This window comes from Streptomyces sp. NPDC026246 (assembly GCF_055567995.1).
Genome location: NZ_JBVHPJ010000011.1, coordinates 155,658 through 174,721, shown reverse-complemented (window position 1 = coordinate 174,721; position 19,064 = coordinate 155,658). Strand labels below are relative to the sequence as shown.

The window sequence follows — 19,064 nt, the reverse complement described above, 5'->3', positions numbered from 1 at the left end:
ACACAGTGCACATGTCTTGTGATGCTATGACCGCTTTTGATGGACGAGTTGACCGATGAGTTGACGATGACGAGGTGGAGTTGACCGTGCTGGCCAGTACCGCACCTCAGGCACCGTCCCCTCAGGCGCCCGCTCCCCAGGCACCCGTCCCGCAAGGGCCGGCCCCTCAGGCGCAGGCCCCGGAACCCACCCCCCAGCGAAGCCGGGGCGCCGACACCCGGGCGCTGACCCAGGTCCTCTTCGCCCAGCTGAAGGAACTCCAGCCGGGCACGCCGGAGCACGACCGCGTGCGGGGGGCGCTCATCGAGGCGAACCTCCCGCTCGTGCGCTACGCGGCCGCCCGTTTCCGCTCCCGCAACGAGCCGATGGAGGACGTCGTCCAGGTCGGCACGATCGGGCTGATCAACGCCATCGACCGTTTCGACCCGGACCGGGGCGTGCAGTTCCCGACGTTCGCGATGCCGACGGTCGTGGGCGAGATCAAGAGGTACTTCCGCGACAACGTCCGCACGGTCCACGTGCCGCGCCGGCTGCACGAGCTGTGGGTGCAGGTGAACAGCGCGACGGAGGACCTCACGACCTCCTTCGGCCGGTCCCCGACGACCGCGGAGATCGCCGAGCGGCTGCGCATCGGCGAGGACGAGGTGCTCTCCTGCATCGAGGCCGGGCGCTCGTACCACGCGACCTCCCTGGAGGCCGCGCAGGAGGGCGACGGGATGCCGGGGCTGCTGGACCGGCTCGGCTACGAGGACCCGGCGCTGGACGGCGTGGAGCACCGCGACCTCGTGCGGCACCTGCTCGTGCAGCTGCCGGAGCGGGAGCAGCGGATCCTGCTGCTGCGGTACTACAGCAACCTCACGCAGTCCCAGATCAGTGCGGAGCTCGGCGTCTCGCAGATGCACGTCTCGCGCCTACTCGCGCGTAGCTTCCAGCGGTTGCGGTCTGCGAACAGGATCGACGCGTAACCGCAAACGCGAGCGAGAGGTCACCGGCGGGAGGGAATCGCTCATCAGGGCGGTTGCCGACAGTTCGGGGCCGACACCCCGTCAGGCCCGGTGTTTGCAGGGCTGATTCGCGTCTCACATGTCGACAAGTCACTACAGCGTGTTGCCGACATGTGACATTCTGCGGGAAGCGCGTTTGCCGGAGCTTCGGCTCCGGTATTCAGGTGAAGGCTGCGTTCCTCAGACGGGAGCGCCCGCCGCGACCGTCCCGCGACCCAAAGGGGGTGGCATGTCCGCAGAACAGGGCAGCTCGAAGGTGCTCACGCTCGCGGAGAGCGACACAGCTCCCCATGCTCTCGACTCACTCGGCCCCATCGACGAGGCTCCGGCCCTGGTGGCCGAGCCCGTCCCGGCTCTTCCGGCCGCGGGCGCCATCGACACCCGCACCCTGTCCCGCTCCCTGTTCCTGCGGCTGGCGGCGCTCGACGAGGACAGCCCCGAGCGTGCGTACGTCCGTGACACGCTGATCGAGCTGAACCTGCCGCTGGTGCGGTACGCGGCCGCGCGTTTCCGGTCGCGGAACGAGCCGATGGAGGACATCGTCCAGGTCGGCACGATCGGGCTGATCAAGGCGATCGACCGGTTCGACTGCGAACGGGGCGTCGAGTTCCCGACGTTCGCGATGCCGACGGTGGTCGGGGAGATCAAGCGGTTCTTCCGGGACACCTCGTGGTCGGTGCGGGTGCCGCGCAGACTGCAGGAGCTGCGGCTCGCGCTGACGAAGGCGAGTGACGAGCTCTCGCAGAAGCTGGACCGCTCGCCCACGGTCACCGAACTCGCCTCCGTGCTCGGGGTGTCCGAGGAGGACGTGGTCGACGGGCTCGCGGTGGGGAACGCGTACACGGCGTCCTCGCTGGACTCGCCCGCGCCGGAGGACGACGGCGGCGAGGGGTCGCTGGCGGACCGGCTGGGGTACGAGGACACGGCGCTGGAGGGCGTGGAGTACCGGGAGTCCCTGAAGCCGCTGCTGGCGAAGCTGCCGCCGCGGGAACGGCGGATCATCATGCTGCGGTTCTTCGCGAACATGACGCAGTCGCAGATCGGCGAGGAGGTCGGCATCTCGCAGATGCACGTCTCCCGGCTGCTGACGCGGACGCTGGCGCAGTTGCGGGAAGGCCTGATCTCGGACTGATCCCGGGCTGGTCCCACTGAAGCGGAGGGCTGGGGCGCGGTCGTTCGTGACCGCGCCGTTCGCCTGCGCCTATCGCCGGGTGGTGGGTCGGGGCCGCGCCGGGGGGTGTCCGTCCTCGGAACGGCGCGATCGACTTGCGTGCCGACTGACTGTTCGTTGACGCGCCAACCAGCTGCGGGCGGACACCCCCCGACACGGCCCCTTGCGCCGTCCCTGCGGGTGCGCGTGCGTTTCGGCTCATGTGCCCCCCGACACGGCCCCTTGCGCCGTCCCTGCGGGTGCGGGTTACGACATGGCCAGCCAGGCTACGCCCGCGATGATCGCCAGCGCGACGACGACGCCGACGACGAGGCCGATGCGCGGTCCGCCGGAAGTGGTCGCGGCCTGGCGCCCCTGCGGCGCCTCGTCCACGAAGGCGCGGAACATCTGGGTGTTGCCGGCGGGGTCGTGATTGCCCTGCGGGGCCTGGTTGGTAGCCATGGCCCGAGACCCTAGCGAAAACGTCTGGGGCTCCCCAAGTGGGGGCTGACGTTCCGTTCGATGCCGCGTGACCTGTCCGTCCGGGCTCGCCACCTGCACATTTACTCTCGCAATACTTGCCTTTGCCAAGTTTTGATCCCGCAGCGACCCTTTTTATTTGCCTGCAGCAACCAACCGCTCCTATGGTTGCCCTAAGCAACGAAAGCGGGTGGTGTCATGGCCGGGAGGGCGCAGTACGAAGAGCTGGTGCGCCAGTTCAGCGCCTTCGGCGCCGTGAAGCGGGAGCTGGGCCGGATCATGCCGGCCGAGTGCCCCGGCGGCTCGGCGGCCGTACTGACGCTGCTGGGCCGGCACGGCGACATGCGCATGAGCAAGCTCGCCGAGCTGCTCGCGGTGGACATGTCGGTCACCAGCCGCCACGTCGCGCACGTCGTCGACCGGGGCTGGATCGAACGCTCCCCCGACCCGGCGGACAAGCGCTCGCGCATCCTGCGCCTCACGCCCGAGGGCCACGCGCAGCTCGACGAGCTGTCCCGGCGGACCACCGAGGTCCTCGCCGAGCGCCTGGGCGACTGGACCGACGAGGAGGTCGGCCGGCTCACGGAGCTGATGGCGCGGCTGCGGGAGAGCTTCGACTGCCGTCCCGCGGCCCGCTCGGCACCGCCCGCTTTCGAACGGACCACCCGTACACCCGCAAGCACGTAAGTAAAGGAAGCCCATGGCAACGACCACACCAGCCGGTGTGCGGGCTCATGCCAAGCACGGGGGAGGCTCCCACGGCTCCTCCGGCGACGCTCCGATGACACACCGGCAGATCATGGAGGCCCTCACCGGCCTGCTGCTCGGCATGTTCGTCGCGATCCTGTCGTCGACGATCGTCTCCAACGCCCTGCCCCGCATCATCGGCGACCTCGGTGGCGGCCAGAGCGCCTACACCTGGGTCGTGACCGCGTCCCTGCTGACGATGACCGCCACCACCCCGCTGTGGGGCAAGCTGGCGGACCTGTTCTCCAAGAAGCTGCTGATCCAGATCGCGCTGGTCGTCTTCGTCCTGGGGTCGGCCGCGGCGGGCATGTCGCAGAACCCCGGCATGCTGATCACGTTCCGCGCCGTCCAGGGCATCGGCATGGGCGGTCTGTCCGCCCTGGCCCAGATCATCATGGCGGCGATGATCTCGCCGCGTGAGCGCGGCCGGTACAACGGCTACCTCGGCGCCGTCTTCGCCACCGCGATGGTCGGTGGCCCCCTGGTCGGCGGTGTCATCACCGACACCGACTGGCTCGGCTGGCGCTGGTGCTTCTACGTCGGCGTGCCCTTCGCCGTGATCGCCCTGATCGTGCTGCAGAAGACCCTGCACCTGCCCGTGGTGAAGCGGAAGGTCAAGGTCGACTGGGCCGGCGCCTTCTTCATCACGGCCGCCGTCTGCCTGCTGCTCGTCTGGGTGACCTTCGCCGGTGACAAGTACGACTGGCTGTCCTGGCAGACCTACGCCATGGTCGGCGGTTCCCTGGCGCTGCTCGCCCTGTTCGTCCTGGTCGAGGCCAAGGCGAGCGAGCCGATCATCCCGCTGCGGCTGTTCCGCAACCGCACCATCACGCTGGCCTCGCTGGCCTCGCTGTTCGTCGGTGTCGCGATGTTCGCCGGCACCGTCTTCTTCAGCCAGTACTTCCAGCTGGCCCGGGACAAGTCGCCGACGATGTCCGGCGTCATGACCATCCCGATGATCGCGGGCCTGTTCGTCTCCTCGACCGTCTCCGGCCAGGTCATCACCCGCACCGGCCGCTGGAAGGGCTGGCTGCTCGCCGGCGGTGTGCTGGTGACGGCCGGGCTCGGCCTGCTGGGCACCATCCGCTATGACACCGAGTACTGGCACATAGCGATCTTCATGGCGCTGATGGGCCTCGGCATCGGCATGATGATGCAGAACCTGGTGCTGTGCACGCAGAACCAGGTGGAGGCGGGCGACCTGGGCGCCGCCAGCTCCACGGTGACCTTCTTCCGGTCCCTGGGCGGTGCCGTGGGCGTCTCGGCGCTGGGCGCGGTGCTCGGCAACAAGATCACCGACTACGTCAAGGACGGCCTGGCCGGCCTCGGCGCCAAGGGCGAGGCCCTCGGCCACGCCGGCACGGGTGGCGGCGGCATCCCCGACCTGAACGCGCTGCCCGCGCCGATCCGCACGGTCGTCGAGAGCGCCTACGGCCACGGTGTGGCGGACGTGTTCCTCTACTCGGCGCCGATGGCCCTGCTCGCCCTGCTGGTGTCGCTGTTCATCAAGGAGGTCCCGTTGAAGACCAGGGGTGCCCTGTCCCAGGCCGCGGAACCGCAGACGCCCGCCGAGGCCCCCGCCGAAGCGGCCACCGGGTCCGTCGTCACGGAGAAGGCGGCGCCCAGCTGGGCGGTGTCCGAGACCGCGACCGCCGACGGGACCGGGCCGGAGGGGACGCAGCGGCTCGCCGCCGTGGCGACCGCGACCCGGGCCGAGGAGTCCGCGCCGGGCGCGGGCGGGGTGCCGGTGCGCGGCTTCGTGCGCGGCAACGAGTCCGCACCCGTGCCGCAGGCGGCCGTCACGCTGATCTCGCTGGCCGGGCGCCAGCTGGGCCGGTCGGTGGCGCAGGCCGACGGCTCGTACGCGGTGGACGCCCCGGGCGCCGGCTCGTACGTCCTGATCGCCTCCGCCGACGGCTACCAGCCGCAGGCCTCCACGATCGTGGTGAACGGCGAGCCGGTCGCCTACGACGTCCTGCTCAGCGGCACCAGCGGGCTGACCGGGCTGGTGCGCGCCGTGGAGAGCGGGCAGCCGGTCAAGGACGCCATGGTCATCGTGACTGATGTGCGCGGCGACCTGCTGGCCACCCAGGCCACCGGGGAGCAGGGCGAGTTCTCCTTCGCCGAGCTCGTGCCGGGGGCGGTGACCGTCGCGGTGAACGCCGCCGGGTACCGGCCGCGCGCCCTGCCCGTGGAGGTGGGCGGCACCGGGGTCACCCGGATCGAGGTCGACCTGGAGGCGGGCGCCCGGGTGCAGGGCGTCGTCCGCGCACCGCACGGCCCGCTGGCCGACGCGCGGGTCACGCTCGTCGACCAGGCCGGCAACGTCGTCGGCTCGGCCACGACCGGGACGGACGGGGCGTACGCCTTCACCGACCTGGACGGCGGCGAGTACACCGTCATCGCCACGGGCTACCCGCCGGTGGCCACGGCCCTGACGGTGACCGGCGGCGGCACCGACGGCCACGACATCGAACTCGCCCACCCCGGCGAGTAGCCGACCCCGGCCCGTGGCAGGAGGGCGCGCTCCGAGCGGAGGTGCGCCCCCTGCCACGGGCCGGTCTCTTTTCTTGAGGAGTTGTACGAGATGGGACTGACCGCGAGGATCCGTACCCGGGACGGATGGGCCGTGTCGCACGCGGTCGTCACGGTGGCGGACATGACCGGCGCGCAGGTGCTGCGGGCCGAGGCCGACGCGGAGGGCGCCGTCCGGGACGCGACGCCGATGGAGCCGGGGGCGTACACCGTCATCGTCACGGCCGTCGGGTACGCGCCCGCCGCGTCCAGCGTGATCGTCACGGCGAGCGGGCGGGCCGAGGCCGGCACGGTGACGCTGGCCCGCCAGGGCGGCACCGAGCTGCCGCCGCCCGGGCCGTGGACCGTGGATCCGGTGCACTCCAGCGTCGCCGCCGTGGCACAGCACCTGGGCATCTCCAGCGTGCACGGCCGGTTCACGGAGTTCTCCGGCGCGATCGAGATCGCCCCGGACGACGTCACCAAATCGCGCGTGGAGGCGGTGATCCGGGCCGCGTCCATCGACACCGGCAACGGCATGCGCGACGGGCACCTGAAGTCGCCGGACTTCCTGGACGTCGAGCGCTTCCCGGAGATCACCTTCCGGTCCACGGGCCTGACGGCGAACGGGTCCGACCGGTGGACCGTGCACGGCGAGCTGGGCATGCACGGCGTCGTGCGGCCGGTCGACCTGGACCTGGCCTACCTCGGCACCGGCCCGGACCCGTGGGGCGGCACCCGCGCGGCGTTCCGCGCCACGACCGAACTGCGCCGCGAGGACTTCGCGATGAACTACAACCAGGTCCTCCAGGCGGGCATCGCCGCCATCGGCACCACGCTCAGGGTGGAGCTGGACATCCAGGCCGTGCAGGGCGAGTCACTGCCGGCGGTGTGAGCCCGGGGCGGACACCTTCGCCACCAACTGGCCGCACAGGTCCCGCAGTTTGACGTTGCGGTCCTGTGAGGCCCGGCGCAGCCGCTCCAGCGCGGTGCGCGCGTCGAGGCGCTCCCGGGCCATGAGGATGCCGATCGCCTGGTCGATGACGCTGCGGGAGAGCAGCGCGGTGCGCACGTCGGCCGCGGACTGGCGGCGGCTCTCGATGGCCAGCGCCATGTTGATCGCATCCCCCGCCCGGGCCGCGAAGGCCCGGGCCGCTTCCCGGCCCGGGCCCAGCTCGTCCGCCCCGGTGCCGTAGTAGTTGATGGCGGCGCCGCTCCCGCCCTCGACGGTGAGGGGGACCGCCAGCACGCAGCGGACGCCCACGGACAGCGCGTACGCGGCGTACGCCGGCCAGCGGGTCTCCACCGCCAGGTCCGGGGCGTACTGCTCGCCTCCGGTGTCGGCGGCGTCCACGCAGGGCCCCGCGCCGTTCTCGTACTGGCGCAGGTCGAGGCCGCTCGGCATGCCGTCGCTGCCCGCCAGCGTGAGCAGCCGGCCGGCCCGGCGCACCGTGACGCTGCACGCGGCGGCGCCCGGCACCTCCTGGACCGCACGGTCGGTCAGATCGCGCAGCAGGGTGTCGAGACCACTGCTGCGCACCATCGCCTGGTCCAGCGTGCCGGATGTCTCGGAACTCATGCCGGTACGGGTATCCCGTCCCCTCCCGAACACGCCCCGCGGGCAAGCGGGCTTCGCTCAGGGCGTGTTGTGCGTGTCCACGATCCGGCGGGCGATGGCGCGCAGTTTCACGTTCTCCCGCTGGGAGGCCCGCACCAGGCTGTCGAAGGCGGCCGTCGCGTCGATGCCCTGGCGTTCCATGAGGATCCCGGTGGCCTGCCCGATCAGGTCGCGGGTGTGCATGGCCTCGGTGAGCTGCTCGCGCACGGTGGCGGAGTCCAGAGCGACGCTGACGTGCGCGGTGAACAGCCGGCCGACGCGGGTGGCGTCCTCGTCGAAGGCGCCCGGCTTACGCGCGTAGGCGGTGAGCACGGTCAGCCGGCGGCGGTCGGCGCGCAGCCGCAGCGACAGAGCCGAGCGCAGGCCCAGCGCCGCCAGCGCGTCCCCGCCGTCGTCGGCCTCGCTGTCCGTTATCGACGCCACCGGGCTGTCCCACAGCCGGTCCCAGTGCGTGGGCTGCTCGCCTCCGGTGTGCCCGGCCTCGGCGGAGCGGACGACGTCGTCGGTGCAGACGAGCGTGCGCGGCGCGCTGCCGCGCTCGAACTCGGAGATCCCGGCGTGATCGGCCCCGGGCAGGATGTCCACGGCCAGCCGGGCCGCCGTGCGGAGAGTGCCGTCCGGTGTGAGGGTCTCGTGCAGGTGCTGAGAAGCCGCCGTAAGCGCCTCGGCCAGCTCGAAGCCAGCCGGAAAACGGGGCAAACCAGGAAACTCGGACGCAGCCACCACGAACCTCTTCGGCATGCACGGCCATGGCCGTGCGCAGGAGAGCTCCGCAGCACATTCCCGACTGCGAGCACAGGACGGACAGCACTCTAACTGTTCGGTTGCCTGGAAGTGACGCCCGGCCGACGGCGGCCGGGCCGGGGCCGCTTCCGTCCACGCCGCCCGGCGTGATGAAATGGCTGCGGGTCAGGAAGCGGCCTTACCGGTAACCGGACGATCGTCTGCCAGGTGAGAGCCCGTGACCTTCTTCCCGAAACCCACCGAGCCGCACGACCTGCCCGGCCGCGTCCATCTCGCCATGCCCGCGGAGATCGACTTCTCGACCGCCGGGAAGCTGCTCCCGCACATCATGTCCGCGGCGCGGGACCGCGGTGACCGGCTGGAAATCCTGATCCTGGACCTGACCACGACCTCCTTCATGGACTCCCAGGGCATCCGTCTGATCAACGACGTACGGCACCGGCTGCGCCCCGGCGCGCGGATGCGTCTGGTGGCCCGCCCGGAGGGCATCGCGAGCCGCGTGCTGGAGCTGACGGGGATGCGCCGGGACGTGCCCGTGTACGACAACCTCGCCGAGGCCCTGGCGACGTAGGCTGCCGGGCATGGCACCGAACATCGCGACGAACACCCGTGTCTCCCTGGACGAGTTGCTCGATTTCGTACGCCCCCGCCACCACGCGATCCTGCTGACCCGCAAGGGTGACGGCAGCCCGCAGGGCTCGCCGCTCACCTGCGGGGTGGACGACTCGGGCCGGATCGTGGTGTCCACCTACCCGGAGCGGGCCAAGACCCGCAACGCCAAGCGGGACCCGCGCGTGAGCCTGATCGTGCTCAGCGACGACTTCGACGGCCCCTGGGTGCAGATCGACGGCACGGCCGAGGTCGTCGACGCGCCCGAATCCGTCGAGCCGCTCGTGGAGTACTACCGGAACATCGCCGGTGAGCACCCGGACTGGGACGAGTACCGGACGGCCATGGTCCGGCAGGGCAAGTCGGTCATCCGGATCACCCCGCAGCGCTGGGGGCCGGTGGCCACCGGCGGTTTCCCTGCGCGGCTCGTCGACGGGGAGTAGAGCCCGGGCTGCTGCGCGCGGCCGGTCCTCACGCGCGGCCGGCCATCGCCTCGATCCCGGCGATCAGCAGCTCCAGCGCGAACTCGAAGTCCCGCTCCAGCATCTCGGCGACCGTCTCGCCCCCGCGTGCCGCCATGATCTCCTGGGACTCCCGGACGACCTCGGCGGCCTGCGGGGCGGCCGTCACGGCGGTCAGGGCCTGCTGGAAGTACTCGTCCATCGTCAGCCCGCCCGCCGCGGCCCGGGTGGCGAGATGCCCCTCCAGGGTCCCGTAGCCGTAGACGAACTGGAAGACGGCGGAGATCGTGCTGGTCATGCGCTTCGCGGGCAGCCCGGTCCGGCGCACCACGCGCTGGACGACCCGGGAGAACGCCAGGTTGTTGGGGCCGATGTTGAGGTAGGCGCCGACCAGCGGGGACACCCACGGGTGGCGCACCAGCAGCGTCCGGTACTCCCGGGCCAGCGCCCGCAGCTGCTCGCGCCAGTCCTCCGCGGCGTCCGGGTCGGGCAGCCGCATCTCGCCCATGACCTCGTCCAGGGCGAGTTCGAGGAGGTCGTCCTTGGTGTCGACGTACCAGTAGACGGACATCGCGGTGACGTCCAGCTCACCGGCCAGGCGCCGCATCGAGAACCCGGCCAGTCCCTCCGCGTCCAGCAGCCGCACGCTGGCCTCGACGATGCGCGTGCGGTCCAGCCCCGAGGGCTGCCCGCCGCCGCGCCGCCGGTGCGCCTTGCCCTCCAGCCAGACGCTGGTCCGCGGCTTGTCCTGCCGGGCCGTCCTCGCCATGGCGCACCTTCCTCGATCCTCCGACGCGGCTCATGCTAGACGCGCCGTCATCACCGGGCGCGGGGCTGTGTCCGACGGGCGGCTGCGAGCCCTCAGGCTGCTCGTGCCCGCTCGGCCCGCCGGAGCAACGCGGCCGCGACCAGTCCGCCCGCCAGGACGGCGACCGCCCCGACCAGCTGACTGGTCTCCAGCCCGGAGGCGAACGCGTCGGAGATGCGGGCCTTCTCCTCGGCCGAGTCCGCCGCCGCCAGCGCCGCCGGCAGCGAGGCGGCGGACACCGCGACGAGCGAGGCGAAGCGGGCGTTGAGCACCGCGCCGAGGACCGCGACGCCCAGCCCGTTGCCGAACTCCGCGAGCGTGCCGTTGATCCCCGCGCCCACGCCCGCCTTCTCGGGCGGGATGGCCCCCATGATCGCGTTGGCCATCGCGGGCATCGACAGGGCGACGCCGGCACCCATCACGACCAGCCCGAGCAGCATCCCGCCGTACCCGTGCGCGCCGAGCAGCGCGATCGACGCCAGCCCGGCCGACACCAGGGTCATGCCGAGTGCGATCGCCGCGGGCGTGCCCGCCTTGAGCACCAGCTTCGCCCCGACGCCGGTGAAGTTGAGCGCCACGACCGTCAGCGCCAGCGGGGCGGTCCGCAGCCCCGCGTCCAGCGGCTCGTAGCCGAGGACGAACTGCAGGTGCTGGGTGAGCAGGAACAGCGACCCGGTCATGCCGAACGCCACGAGGATCGCGCCCGCCACCGCGCCGACGAACCGCTGGTCGCGGAAGAAGTGCATGTCGAGCATCGGGTGCTCGGTGCGCAGCTCCCACAGCACGAACAGGCCGAGCACCAGCAGGCCGATCAGCGCGGGGAGCAGCACCTGGCCCGAGGTCCAGCCGTGTTCGGGCCCGGTGATGATCGCGTACACGGCGGCCGTCATACCGACGGTCGACAGCACCGCCCCGAGCAGGTCGGGCCGGTCGCCGGCCTTGTGCTTCGACTCCGGCACGAGCGCGGCGACCGCGACCAGGCCGAGCAGGGCGACCGGGATGTTGACAATGAAGATCGCGCCCCACCAGAAGTGGTCGAGCATCACCCCGCCGATCAGCGGCCCGGCCGCGAAGCCGAGCGAACTGACCGTCGACCACAGCGCGATGGCCTTCACCCGCTCCTGCTCGTCGAAGATCTGCACGACGACGGCGAGCGTCGTGGTCATCAGCAGCGCACCGCCGACGCCCATGCCCGCACGGGCCGCGATGAGCTGACCCGGGGTCTGGGACAGTCCGGCCGCGAGGGAGCCCACGCCGAAGATCGCCAGGCCGGCCATCAGCATCAGCTTGCGGCCGTAGCGGTCGGCGGAGTTGCCCGCGGTGAGCAGCAGTCCCGCCTGCACCAGCGAGTAGGCGTTGATCATCCACTGGACGTCGGCGGTCGAGGCGTCCATCTCGCGGGTGAGCGAGGGGATCGCCACGTTCAGGATCGTGTTGTCGAGCAGCACGGTGAGCTGCGCGAGGCAGATGACACCGAGGATCAGCCAGCGCTGGGGATGGCCGGAGTGTGCCGCCTGCGGCGGGGCTGTCTCCCGGGAGGACGTCGTCATGTTCTACACCGTAGAACCGTTGCCTTACGGTGTACAACAGAGTTTCGCCGGGGGCGCCGCGGGGCGGTGACTTCCGGCCACCGCCCCTCACCGGCCCCCGTCGGGAAAGGTCAGCCGCTCGTCCTGCTCGTGAGGTCGTAGAAGGTGGACGAACCGGCCGTGACCTTGGTGAAGGTGGCCTGCACCCAGGACGTGATCTGCGCGGAGGTGCCGTTGCCGCCGGCCCCCATGCCACCGCCCGTGCCGGACGCGATGAAGTAGTGGATCCTCCCGTCGGCCACGTACTGCTTGAACTGCGCGAGGGTCGGTGACGGGTCGGTGCCGTTGAAGCCGCCGACGGCCATCACCGGCTTGCCCGTGGACAGCTGGTAACTCGCCGCGTTCTGGGCGCCGATGGCCGCCGCGGCCCAGGTGTACCGGTCGGCCCCGGTCGTGAGCAGCTTCTTCGCCCGGTCGCTGACGGACGCGCCGTCGAGCAGGCCGCCGGCGCCCCCGCGCCCGCCGCCGCCCCCGTTCCGCCCGGGCCGTTCGGGCATCTGCCCGCCCTGCTGGTTGCGGCCCTGCCCCGGCAGGCCGGCGCCGGGGAAGCCGCCGTCCGGCTGTCCCTGGGCGGCGCCGGTGCCGTCACGCCGGTTCGCAGCGCCGCCCGGGAAGCCGTCACCGGGCGCGGCGGCACCGGGCCCCGCGCCACCGGGGCCGCCACCGCCGCCCGGTCCGCCGCGGCCGCCCGCGACCGCCGGGCCCGCCGTGACGATCGAGCCGGAGTGCCCCTCGTTCACCGTGGTCAGCGTGTACGCCGCCGGGCCCGACAGCGCCGCGGCGAGCCCCAGCCCCGCCGCTCCCAGCGCGAGCCGCCGCCCCAGCCGGCCGGCGAGGACCAGCCCCAGGGCGGCCGTGAGACCTCCGGCCAGGACCCACCACTTCAGCCACGGCAGATAGCCGGAGGAGCGGTCCAGCAGGACGTACCCCCAGGCCGCCGTCGCCGTCGTGGCGGCGGCCAGGGCCAGGGACGCCCACGCCCTGTCCCTCCTCTCCCAGAGCAGCACCGCGCCCGTGCCGGTCAGCGGGGCCACGTAGGGGGCGAGGGCCACCGTGTAGTACTCGTGGAAGATGCCCCGCATGTAGCTGAAGACCAGCATGGTCGTGACCAGGGCGCCGCCCCAGACGAGGAACGCGGCGCGGGTCGCGGAGGTGCGCCGGGCACCGCGGGTGGCCACCAGGGCGGCGGCCAGCAGGATCAGCGCGGCCGGGATCAGCCAGGAGATCTGGCCGCCGAGGGAGGAGCCGAAGAGCCGGTCCCAGCCGGTCTCGCCCCAGGCGCCGCCCCGGCCGCCGCCCCCACCGCCGCCGACGCTGCCGGTCTCGTCACCGTCGAGGCGGCCGAAGCCGTTGTAGCCGAAGGTCAGTTCCAGGAAGCTGTCGTTCTGCGAGCCGCCGATGTACGGGCGGGAGGTGGCGGGCCACAGCTCGACGATCGCCACCCACCAGCCGCCGGAGACCACGATCGCGGCCAGGCCCGCGGCGAGCTGCCCGATCCGCCGCCGCACCGGCACCGGCGCGCAGACGCCGTACACGAGGGCGAGCGGCGGGAGGACCAGGAACGCCTGGAGGGTCTTGGCGAGGAACGCGAACCCGATCGCCGCACCGGCCCACACCAGCCACCGGGTCCGGCCGTCCTCCAGCGCCCGCAGGACGAAGAAGCAGGCCAGCGCCATCAGCAGGGCCAGCATCGCGTCCGGGTTGTTGAAGCGGAACATCAGCGCGGCGACGGGCGTGAGGGCGAGCACCGCGCCCGCGATCAGTCCGGCCGCGGGAGCGAACCGGCGACGGACGGCCGCGTACACGACGGCCACCGTGCCGACGCCCATGAGGACTTCGGGGACGAGGATCGCCCAGGAGCCGAGCCCGAAGAGCCGGACGGACAGGGCCATCGGCCACAGCGCGGCCGGGGGCTTGTCGACGGTGATGGCGTTCGCCGCGTCCAGCGAGCCGAAGAAGAACGCCTTCCAGGACCGGCTGCCCGCCTGGACGGCCGCGGAGTAGAAGGAGTTGGCGTATCCGGAGGCGCTCAGGTTCCACAGGTAGAGCAGGGCGGTGGCGGCCAGCAGGGCGAGGAACGCGGGCCGGACCCAGCGCGGGTCCTCGGGCCGTCCGCGCCACAGCCGGTGGGGCAGGGGGCCGCGGGGCGCGTCGGAGGCGGGTGCGCCGGCCGGAGGGCGGGGTCCGCTGCCGTGCGGTGTGTCCGTGCCGGGGTCCGGCCGGTGGAGGTGGACGGTCATCGGAGGTCCCCCGGGTCGATGTCGTGCGTGCGGGCCGGCTGCGGCGCCGGGTGGTGGTGGGACTCGTAGGGCTGGTGCGACTCGTGGGGCTGGTGCGACGGCATCTCGCACCGGTGCTCGTGGGGCTGCTGGATCAGGTGGCGTGGGAGCGGGGCTGACGGACGGGCCGCCACGGGGCCGTTCGCCGTCGCCCGCGTCCCGTCCGTGCGCCGGTCGGGGAAGACCCAGGCCCGCAGGAGCAGGAAGCGCAGCACGGTCGCCGCGAGGTTGGCGGCGACCAGGACGGCCAGTTCGGTGGAGTGGGCGGGCGCGGAGGTGGCCGCGCCGAGCGCGGCGAGCGAGCCGCTGGTGAGCGCGAGCCCGATACCGAACACCACCAGACCCTGCGCCTGGTGCCGTACGGCCCCGGCGCGCCCCCGCACCCCGAAGGTGAGCCGCCGGTTGGCCGCGGTGTTGGCGACCGCCGAGACCAGCAGGGCTAGGGCGTTGGCGGTCTGGGGGCCCGTGAAGACCCGGAAGCCGCTGTAGAGCAGCAGGTAGAAGAGGGTGGACAGGGCACCGACCACGCAGAAGCCGACGAGCTGGCGGGCCAGCCCGCTCGGCACGTCCACGAGCTCGCGGTCGCGCGGGTCGTCGCCGAACGGCCGGGCCAGCCGGTCCAGCGGCAGCGAGCCGGTGGCCAGGGCCCTGCCGATCCGCCACACCCCCTTGAGGTCGTCGGTCGCGGTCCGCACCAGGTGCACGGTCGAGTGGGGGTCGTCGACCCAGTCGACCGGCACCTCGTGGATGCGCAGCCCGGCCCGTTCGGCGAGGACCAGCATCTCGGTGTCGAAGAACCAGCCGGTGTCCTCGACCAGCGGCAGCAGCGCCTGCGCCACATCGCGCCGGATCGCCTTGAACCCGCACTGGGCGTCGGAGAAGCGGGCCTGCAGGGAACCGCGCAGCACGAGGTTGTACGCCCGGCTGATGACCTCCCGCTTGGGCCCGCGCACGACGCGCGCGCTGCGGGCCAGCCGGGAGCCGATCGCCAGGTCCGAGTGACCGGAGATCAGCGGCGCCACCAGCGGGAGCAGGGCGTTGAGGTCGGTCGACAGGTCCACGTCCATGTAGGCGAGGACGGGGGCGTCCGAGGCCGACCAGACCTCCCGCAGGGCCCGGCCCCGGCCCTTCTGCTCCAGCCGGACGCTGCCGACCTCGGGTATCTCCGCCACCAGCCGGGCCGCGACCGCCGGGGTGGTGTCCGTGGAGGCGTTGTCCGCGATCGTGATGCGGAACGCGTAGGGGAAGGTGCGGGCCAGGTGCGCGTGCAGCCGGCGCACGCACGGCTGCAGGTCCTTCTCCTCGTTGTGAACGGGGACCACGACGTCCAGGACGGGCGCGGCGGCCGGTGCGGCCGGGAGGTGCTCCCGCGCCGGCAGGGTGCCGGGGAAAGAGTCGGTTCGCATGGGACCGACTGTCGTCAGGCGCCCTGTCCCGGCCGTGTGGTGACGCTGTGGCCCGCCTGTGAGTACGGCGGCCCGTCGTCCCGATCGTGGCACTGCGGGTGGGCCGCGGCGGGCAGCCGGAGGGTGAACACGGTCCGCCCGGGGGCGCTGTCGGCGGTCACGGTGCCGCCGTGCGCCGCCGCCACGGCCTGCACGATGGCGAGGCCGAGACCGGTCGAGCCGGTGGCGCGGGACCGGGCGGAGTCGCCGCGCGCGAACCGCTCGAAGACGTGCGGGAGCAACTCCGCCCCGATGCCCGGCCCGTCGTCCTCCACGTCGACGCACGACCACGGGCCGCGTCGCCGGACGCGGGCGGTGACGGTCGTGCCGGGCGGGGTGTGGGTGCGGGCGTTGCCCAGGAGGTTGACCAGCACCTGGTGCAGCCGGGCCGCGTCCGCCGTCACGGGCACGGGCTCGTCGGGCAGGTCGAGCCGCCAGTGGTGGTCCTGGCCGGCCGCGCGGGCGTCGCCGACGGCGTCCACGACGAGCGGCACGAGGTCGGTCCGCGCGCACTGCAGCGGCCGTCCGGCGTCCAGGCGGGCGAGCAGCAGCAGGTCCTCGACGAGCAGGGTCATCCGGTCGGCCTCGGTCTCGATCCGCCCGAGGGCGTGGCGGGTGTCGGGCCCGACCTGTTCGCGTCCGCGCCGGGTGAGTTCGGCGTACCCGCGGATGGAGGCGAGGGGTGTGCGCAGTTCGTGACTGGCGTCCGCAACGAACTGACGGACCCGCGTCTCGCTGCGCTGCCGGGCGTGCAGCGCGGCGTGCACGTGGTCGAGCATCCGGTTCAGCGCGGCCCCGACCCGCCCGACCTCGGTGTGCGGGTCGGTCTCGGAGTCGGGCACCCGCTCGTTGAGGTGCACCTCGCCGCTGTGCAGGGGGAGTTCGGACACGCGCGTGGCGGTGGCGGCGACCCTGCGCAGGGGGCGGGTGGCGGCGCCGACCAGGACGGAACCGGCCAGACCGGCCGCGGCGAGACCGGCACCGGTGACGCTGATCTCGACCAGGACGAGGGTGTGGACGGTGCTGGTCACGTCCGTGGTGGGGACGGCGACGTAGTAGCTGCCCTTGTCCCCGCTCTTGAAGACGGCCCGGTACTCGCCCAGGCCGGGGATGCCGACGGTCCTCGGCGACCCGTCGGACTGCGGCACGGACATCAGCGCGTCGGTCTGGGCGGAGTTCAGCGACCGGGCGCTCATCCGGTAGTCGTCGCCGGACACGCCGTACTTGGACTCCGTGATCCGGCCGTCCTCGATCCTGGCGGCGATCGTGCCGGCCGGCTGCGGCCCCCGGGTGACGAAGACGGTGAGGCTCTCCTCCGTCTGCCGGACCGGCCCACCGCCCCCGCTCACCGCGTCGGGGTCCCACGGCGGGCTCAGCGCGGCCCGGGACGCGGCGGCGCCGAGCTGCCCGTCCAGTTGCTCGTACAGGTGGGACCGCAACGCGAGCGTCGTCACGGTGCCGATCACCGCACACACCACGGCGATCAGCACCACGGACGCGACGACGAGCCGCGTCCGCAGCGTGCGCGGGCGGCCCGCCCACCGGCCGCCCGGCTCGCGCCGGACACGCGGGCGGGGCCGTCCGCTCACGACGCCGCGGGCTTGATCAGGTAGCCGGCGCCGCGCCGCGTGTGGATCATCGGCTCCCGCCCGGCGTCGATCTTCCGCCGCAGGTAGGAGATGTACAGCTCGACGACGTTGGCCTGCCCGCCGAAGTCGTAGGACCAGACGCGGTCGAGGATCTGCGCCTTGCTGAGCACGCGCCGTGGATTGCGCATCAGGAACCGCAGCAGCTCGAACTCGGTCGCGGTCAGATGGATGCCGTCCCCGCCGCGGGTCACCTCGTGGCTGTCCTCGTCCAGGGTCAGGTCGCCGACGGTCAGCACGGAGCCGGACCGCCGGTCGGCCGCGCCGGACCGCCGGATCAGCCCGCGCAGCCGTGCGACGACCTCCTCCAGGCTGAACGGCTTGGTGACGTAGTCGTCGCCGCCCGCCGTGAGCCCGGCGATCCGGTCCTCCACCGCGTCCTTGGCGGTGAGGAACAGCACCGGCACGTCCGGCAGTTCCCGCCGCAGCCGCCCGAGGACGGACAGCCCGTCCATGTCGGGCAGCATCATGTCGAGCACGACGGCGTCGGGCCGGAAACCGCGGGCGGCCCGGACGGCGCCCATGCCGTCACCGGCACTGCGGATCTGCCAGCCCTCGTAGCGCAGGGCCATGGACAGCAGCTCGGCGATCGACGCCTCGTCGTCCACCACCAGCACGCGGACGGGGCTCCCGTCCGGCCTCAGCAGTTCGGTGCGCCCCTGGGGCGAGGTCGTGGTCATGCGGTCACGATGTCGGCGGGCTCTGAGAGCGCCCTTGCCCGCGTCTGTGATTTCCCTGAGAAACACACAGGCACTTCCCAGGGAGTTCCTGGGAAGTGCCGCCCGTCTCAGAACAAGCCGTCCTGCACCCCGGCGTCCTCCCTGAACCGCCGTACCGGCAGCCTCCGTTCACCCTCCCGGGCAGGACCCAGCTCCCACCCGGTCATCAACCGCGTGTCGAGGACGACGACACCGCTCCCGGTGTCCAGATGCAGGTCGGGTCCGGCGGCCGCGACCAACTCCCCACCGATGGCACCGCCCGGGACCAGCTCGCGCACCTCCCCCACGGCGGCGGGCAGCCCCGCCAGCCCGAACACGGCCGCGTGATCGACGACCCGCAGTGGCTCACGCGCCAGCGACTCGGGCCACCCCGGCAGTGCCACGGCCCGCGCATGCAGCGCGGTGATCTCCCCGGCCCGCTCCCCTTCCGTCCCGGGCAGAGCCGAGCGCACGGCTCGCTTGTCGGCGTACGGGATCCGGTCGGGCACCCGCAGGGCGGCCCGCAACAGCTCCTCGCTGCGCCGGGCGGCCATCAGCGGCCCCACCCCGAGCCAGGTGAAGCAGACGGCCCCCTGCTCCAGCAGCCGGGCCGGTCCCCGCTCTTCGGCGGTGATCCCGACCTTGACCATGCCGGGCCCGAACCACGCCAGATAGACGCGGTAGGGCCGGGGATCGTCGGCCAGGGTGTCCGCCGCGACGGAATGGGCCCGGTCCAGCCGCGCGCACTCCTCGCACCGGGCGCCCGTACTGCGTCCCGGCACGGCGGCGGCGACCGGGCACGCGTGCCCCCGAGCCCCCCGACATCTCCGCCCGCCCCCTTCCGCGACCCCGAAGGCCACCCGTTTACCCCAGGTCAGCGCGCTGCGCCGCCCACCGGACCACACCAGCCCGGGCCCGTCCGCCGACCACCGCAACCCCGAGCACGTCCATGCCTGTGCCATCACCGCCGAGAGTAGAGGGAGGCACTGACAGCAGGGGCGAGCGCTGACACCGAGGGAGACACTGACAGCAGGGGTGACCTGCTGACATCGGGGGAGGCACCGACAACGGCCGGGTCCCGGGCGGGCGGAACGCGACAGCCCGGGCGGCGGGCCTGTCACGAGGGCGGGCGGAACGCGACGGCCCGGTCGGCGGGCCTGTCACGAGGGCGGTCGGAACGCGACGGCCCGGTCGGCGGGCCTGTCACGAGGGCGGTCGGAACGCGATGGCCCGGTCGGCGGGCCTGCCGGAGGCGGGCGGAACGCGACAGCG

The 19,064-nt window shown here is 72.8% G+C and carries 17 protein-coding genes and 1 pseudogene; 7 read left to right on the top strand and 11 right to left on the bottom strand.

Annotation, left to right across the window (positions count from 1 at the left end; translation table 11 throughout):
* The first annotated feature begins 74 nt into the window (after positions 1-74).
* Both ACZ4M5_RS26225 and ACZ4M5_RS26220 read left to right on the top strand, forming a co-directional pair.
* Positions 75-965: a SigB/SigF/SigG family RNA polymerase sigma factor gene (locus tag ACZ4M5_RS26225; RefSeq protein WP_467740255.1), complete on the top strand. Its 891-nt coding sequence runs from the start codon at positions 75-77 to the stop codon at positions 963-965.
* A gap of 268 nt (positions 966-1,233) precedes the next feature.
* Entirely contained in the window at positions 1,234-2,136 is a 903-nt protein-coding gene (locus tag ACZ4M5_RS26220) for an RNA polymerase sigma factor SigF (protein ID WP_451876028.1), read from the top strand.
* A gap of 285 nt (positions 2,137-2,421) precedes the next feature.
* Here ACZ4M5_RS26220 and ACZ4M5_RS26215 read toward each other — a convergent pair whose 3' ends face one another.
* Positions 2,422-2,616 carry a hypothetical protein gene (locus ACZ4M5_RS26215; protein WP_467740254.1) on the bottom strand — a complete coding sequence of 65 codons (195 nt, stop codon included), beginning with the start codon at positions 2,614-2,616 and terminating at the stop codon, positions 2,422-2,424.
* Positions 2,617-2,832: 216 nt separating this feature from the next.
* Here ACZ4M5_RS26215 and ACZ4M5_RS26210 point away from each other — a divergent pair, with 216 nt between their 5' ends.
* The 3 genes from ACZ4M5_RS26210 (at position 2,833) to ACZ4M5_RS26200 (ending at position 6,790) form a co-directional block, all read left to right on the top strand.
* Positions 2,833-3,321 carry a MarR family winged helix-turn-helix transcriptional regulator gene (locus ACZ4M5_RS26210; RefSeq protein ID WP_467740253.1) on the top strand — a complete coding sequence of 163 codons (489 nt, stop codon included), beginning with the start codon at positions 2,833-2,835 and terminating at the stop codon, positions 3,319-3,321.
* A 94-nt stretch (positions 3,322-3,415) separates the two neighbouring features.
* Positions 3,416-5,878: an MFS transporter gene (locus ACZ4M5_RS26205; RefSeq protein WP_467740325.1), complete on the top strand. Its 2,463-nt coding sequence runs from the start codon at positions 3,416-3,418 to the stop codon at positions 5,876-5,878.
* A 90-nt stretch (positions 5,879-5,968) separates the two neighbouring features.
* A complete protein-coding gene (locus tag ACZ4M5_RS26200; protein ID WP_467740252.1) occupies positions 5,969-6,790 on the top strand; it encodes a YceI family protein in 822 nt (273 codons plus the stop codon).
* Here ACZ4M5_RS26200 and ACZ4M5_RS26195 read toward each other — a convergent pair.
* Positions 6,773-7,474: a GAF and ANTAR domain-containing protein gene (locus ACZ4M5_RS26195; protein WP_467740251.1), complete on the bottom strand. Its 702-nt coding sequence runs from the start codon at positions 7,472-7,474 to the stop codon at positions 6,773-6,775. The two genes, ACZ4M5_RS26200 and ACZ4M5_RS26195, sit on opposite strands and share 18 nt — an antisense overlap.
* A 57-nt stretch (positions 7,475-7,531) precedes the next feature.
* Complete coding sequence (locus ACZ4M5_RS26190) at positions 7,532-8,254, bottom strand: ANTAR domain-containing protein (protein ID WP_467740250.1); 723 nt, start codon at positions 8,252-8,254, stop codon at positions 7,532-7,534.
* 220 nt (positions 8,255-8,474) lie between these two features.
* On the opposite strand from ACZ4M5_RS26190, the gene ACZ4M5_RS26185 reads away from it, so the two are divergent.
* Entirely contained in the window at positions 8,475-8,828 is a 354-nt protein-coding gene (locus tag ACZ4M5_RS26185; RefSeq protein WP_467740249.1) for an STAS domain-containing protein, read from the top strand.
* A gap of 10 nt (positions 8,829-8,838) precedes the next feature.
* Positions 8,839-9,309 (top strand): PPOX class F420-dependent oxidoreductase, encoded by a 471-nt coding sequence (locus tag ACZ4M5_RS26180; protein WP_467740248.1) that lies wholly within the window; start codon positions 8,839-8,841, stop codon positions 9,307-9,309.
* 28 nt (positions 9,310-9,337) lie between these two features.
* On the opposite strand, the gene ACZ4M5_RS26175 is transcribed toward ACZ4M5_RS26180, so the two are convergent.
* From ACZ4M5_RS26175 to ACZ4M5_RS26140, 8 genes and pseudogenes are all read right to left on the bottom strand, one after another.
* Positions 9,338-10,096, bottom strand: coding sequence for a TetR/AcrR family transcriptional regulator (locus ACZ4M5_RS26175; RefSeq protein ID WP_467740247.1), 759 nt, complete (start codon positions 10,094-10,096; stop codon positions 9,338-9,340).
* Positions 10,097-10,188: 92 nt separating this feature from the next.
* Positions 10,189-11,685, bottom strand: coding sequence for an MFS transporter (locus tag ACZ4M5_RS26170; RefSeq protein WP_467740246.1), 1,497 nt, complete (start codon positions 11,683-11,685; stop codon positions 10,189-10,191).
* A gap of 110 nt (positions 11,686-11,795) precedes the next feature.
* Complete coding sequence (locus ACZ4M5_RS26165) at positions 11,796-13,964, bottom strand: ArnT family glycosyltransferase (RefSeq protein ID WP_467740245.1); 2,169 nt, start codon at positions 13,962-13,964, stop codon at positions 11,796-11,798.
* A complete protein-coding gene (locus ACZ4M5_RS26160; RefSeq protein WP_467740324.1) occupies positions 13,961-14,785 on the bottom strand; it encodes a GtrA family protein in 825 nt (274 codons plus the stop codon). The genes ACZ4M5_RS26165 and ACZ4M5_RS26160 overlap by 4 nt, the downstream gene beginning before the upstream one ends.
* Before the next feature lie 102 nt (positions 14,786-14,887).
* A pseudogene (locus ACZ4M5_RS26155) lies at positions 14,888-15,409 on the bottom strand (glycosyltransferase); the annotation flags it as partial.
* 14 nt (positions 15,410-15,423) lie between these two features.
* Positions 15,424-17,037, bottom strand: a complete 1,614-nt coding sequence (locus tag ACZ4M5_RS26150; protein ID WP_467740244.1) for a sensor histidine kinase — start codon at positions 17,035-17,037, stop codon at positions 15,424-15,426.
* Complete coding sequence (locus ACZ4M5_RS26145) at positions 17,034-17,774, bottom strand: response regulator transcription factor (protein WP_467740243.1); 741 nt, start codon at positions 17,772-17,774, stop codon at positions 17,034-17,036. Before ACZ4M5_RS26145 ends, ACZ4M5_RS26150 begins: the two co-directional genes overlap by 4 nt.
* Before the next feature lie 107 nt (positions 17,775-17,881).
* Positions 17,882-18,754: a DUF2797 domain-containing protein gene (locus tag ACZ4M5_RS26140; RefSeq protein ID WP_467740242.1), complete on the bottom strand. Its 873-nt coding sequence runs from the start codon at positions 18,752-18,754 to the stop codon at positions 17,882-17,884.
* Positions 18,755-19,064: the final 310 nt, after the last annotated feature.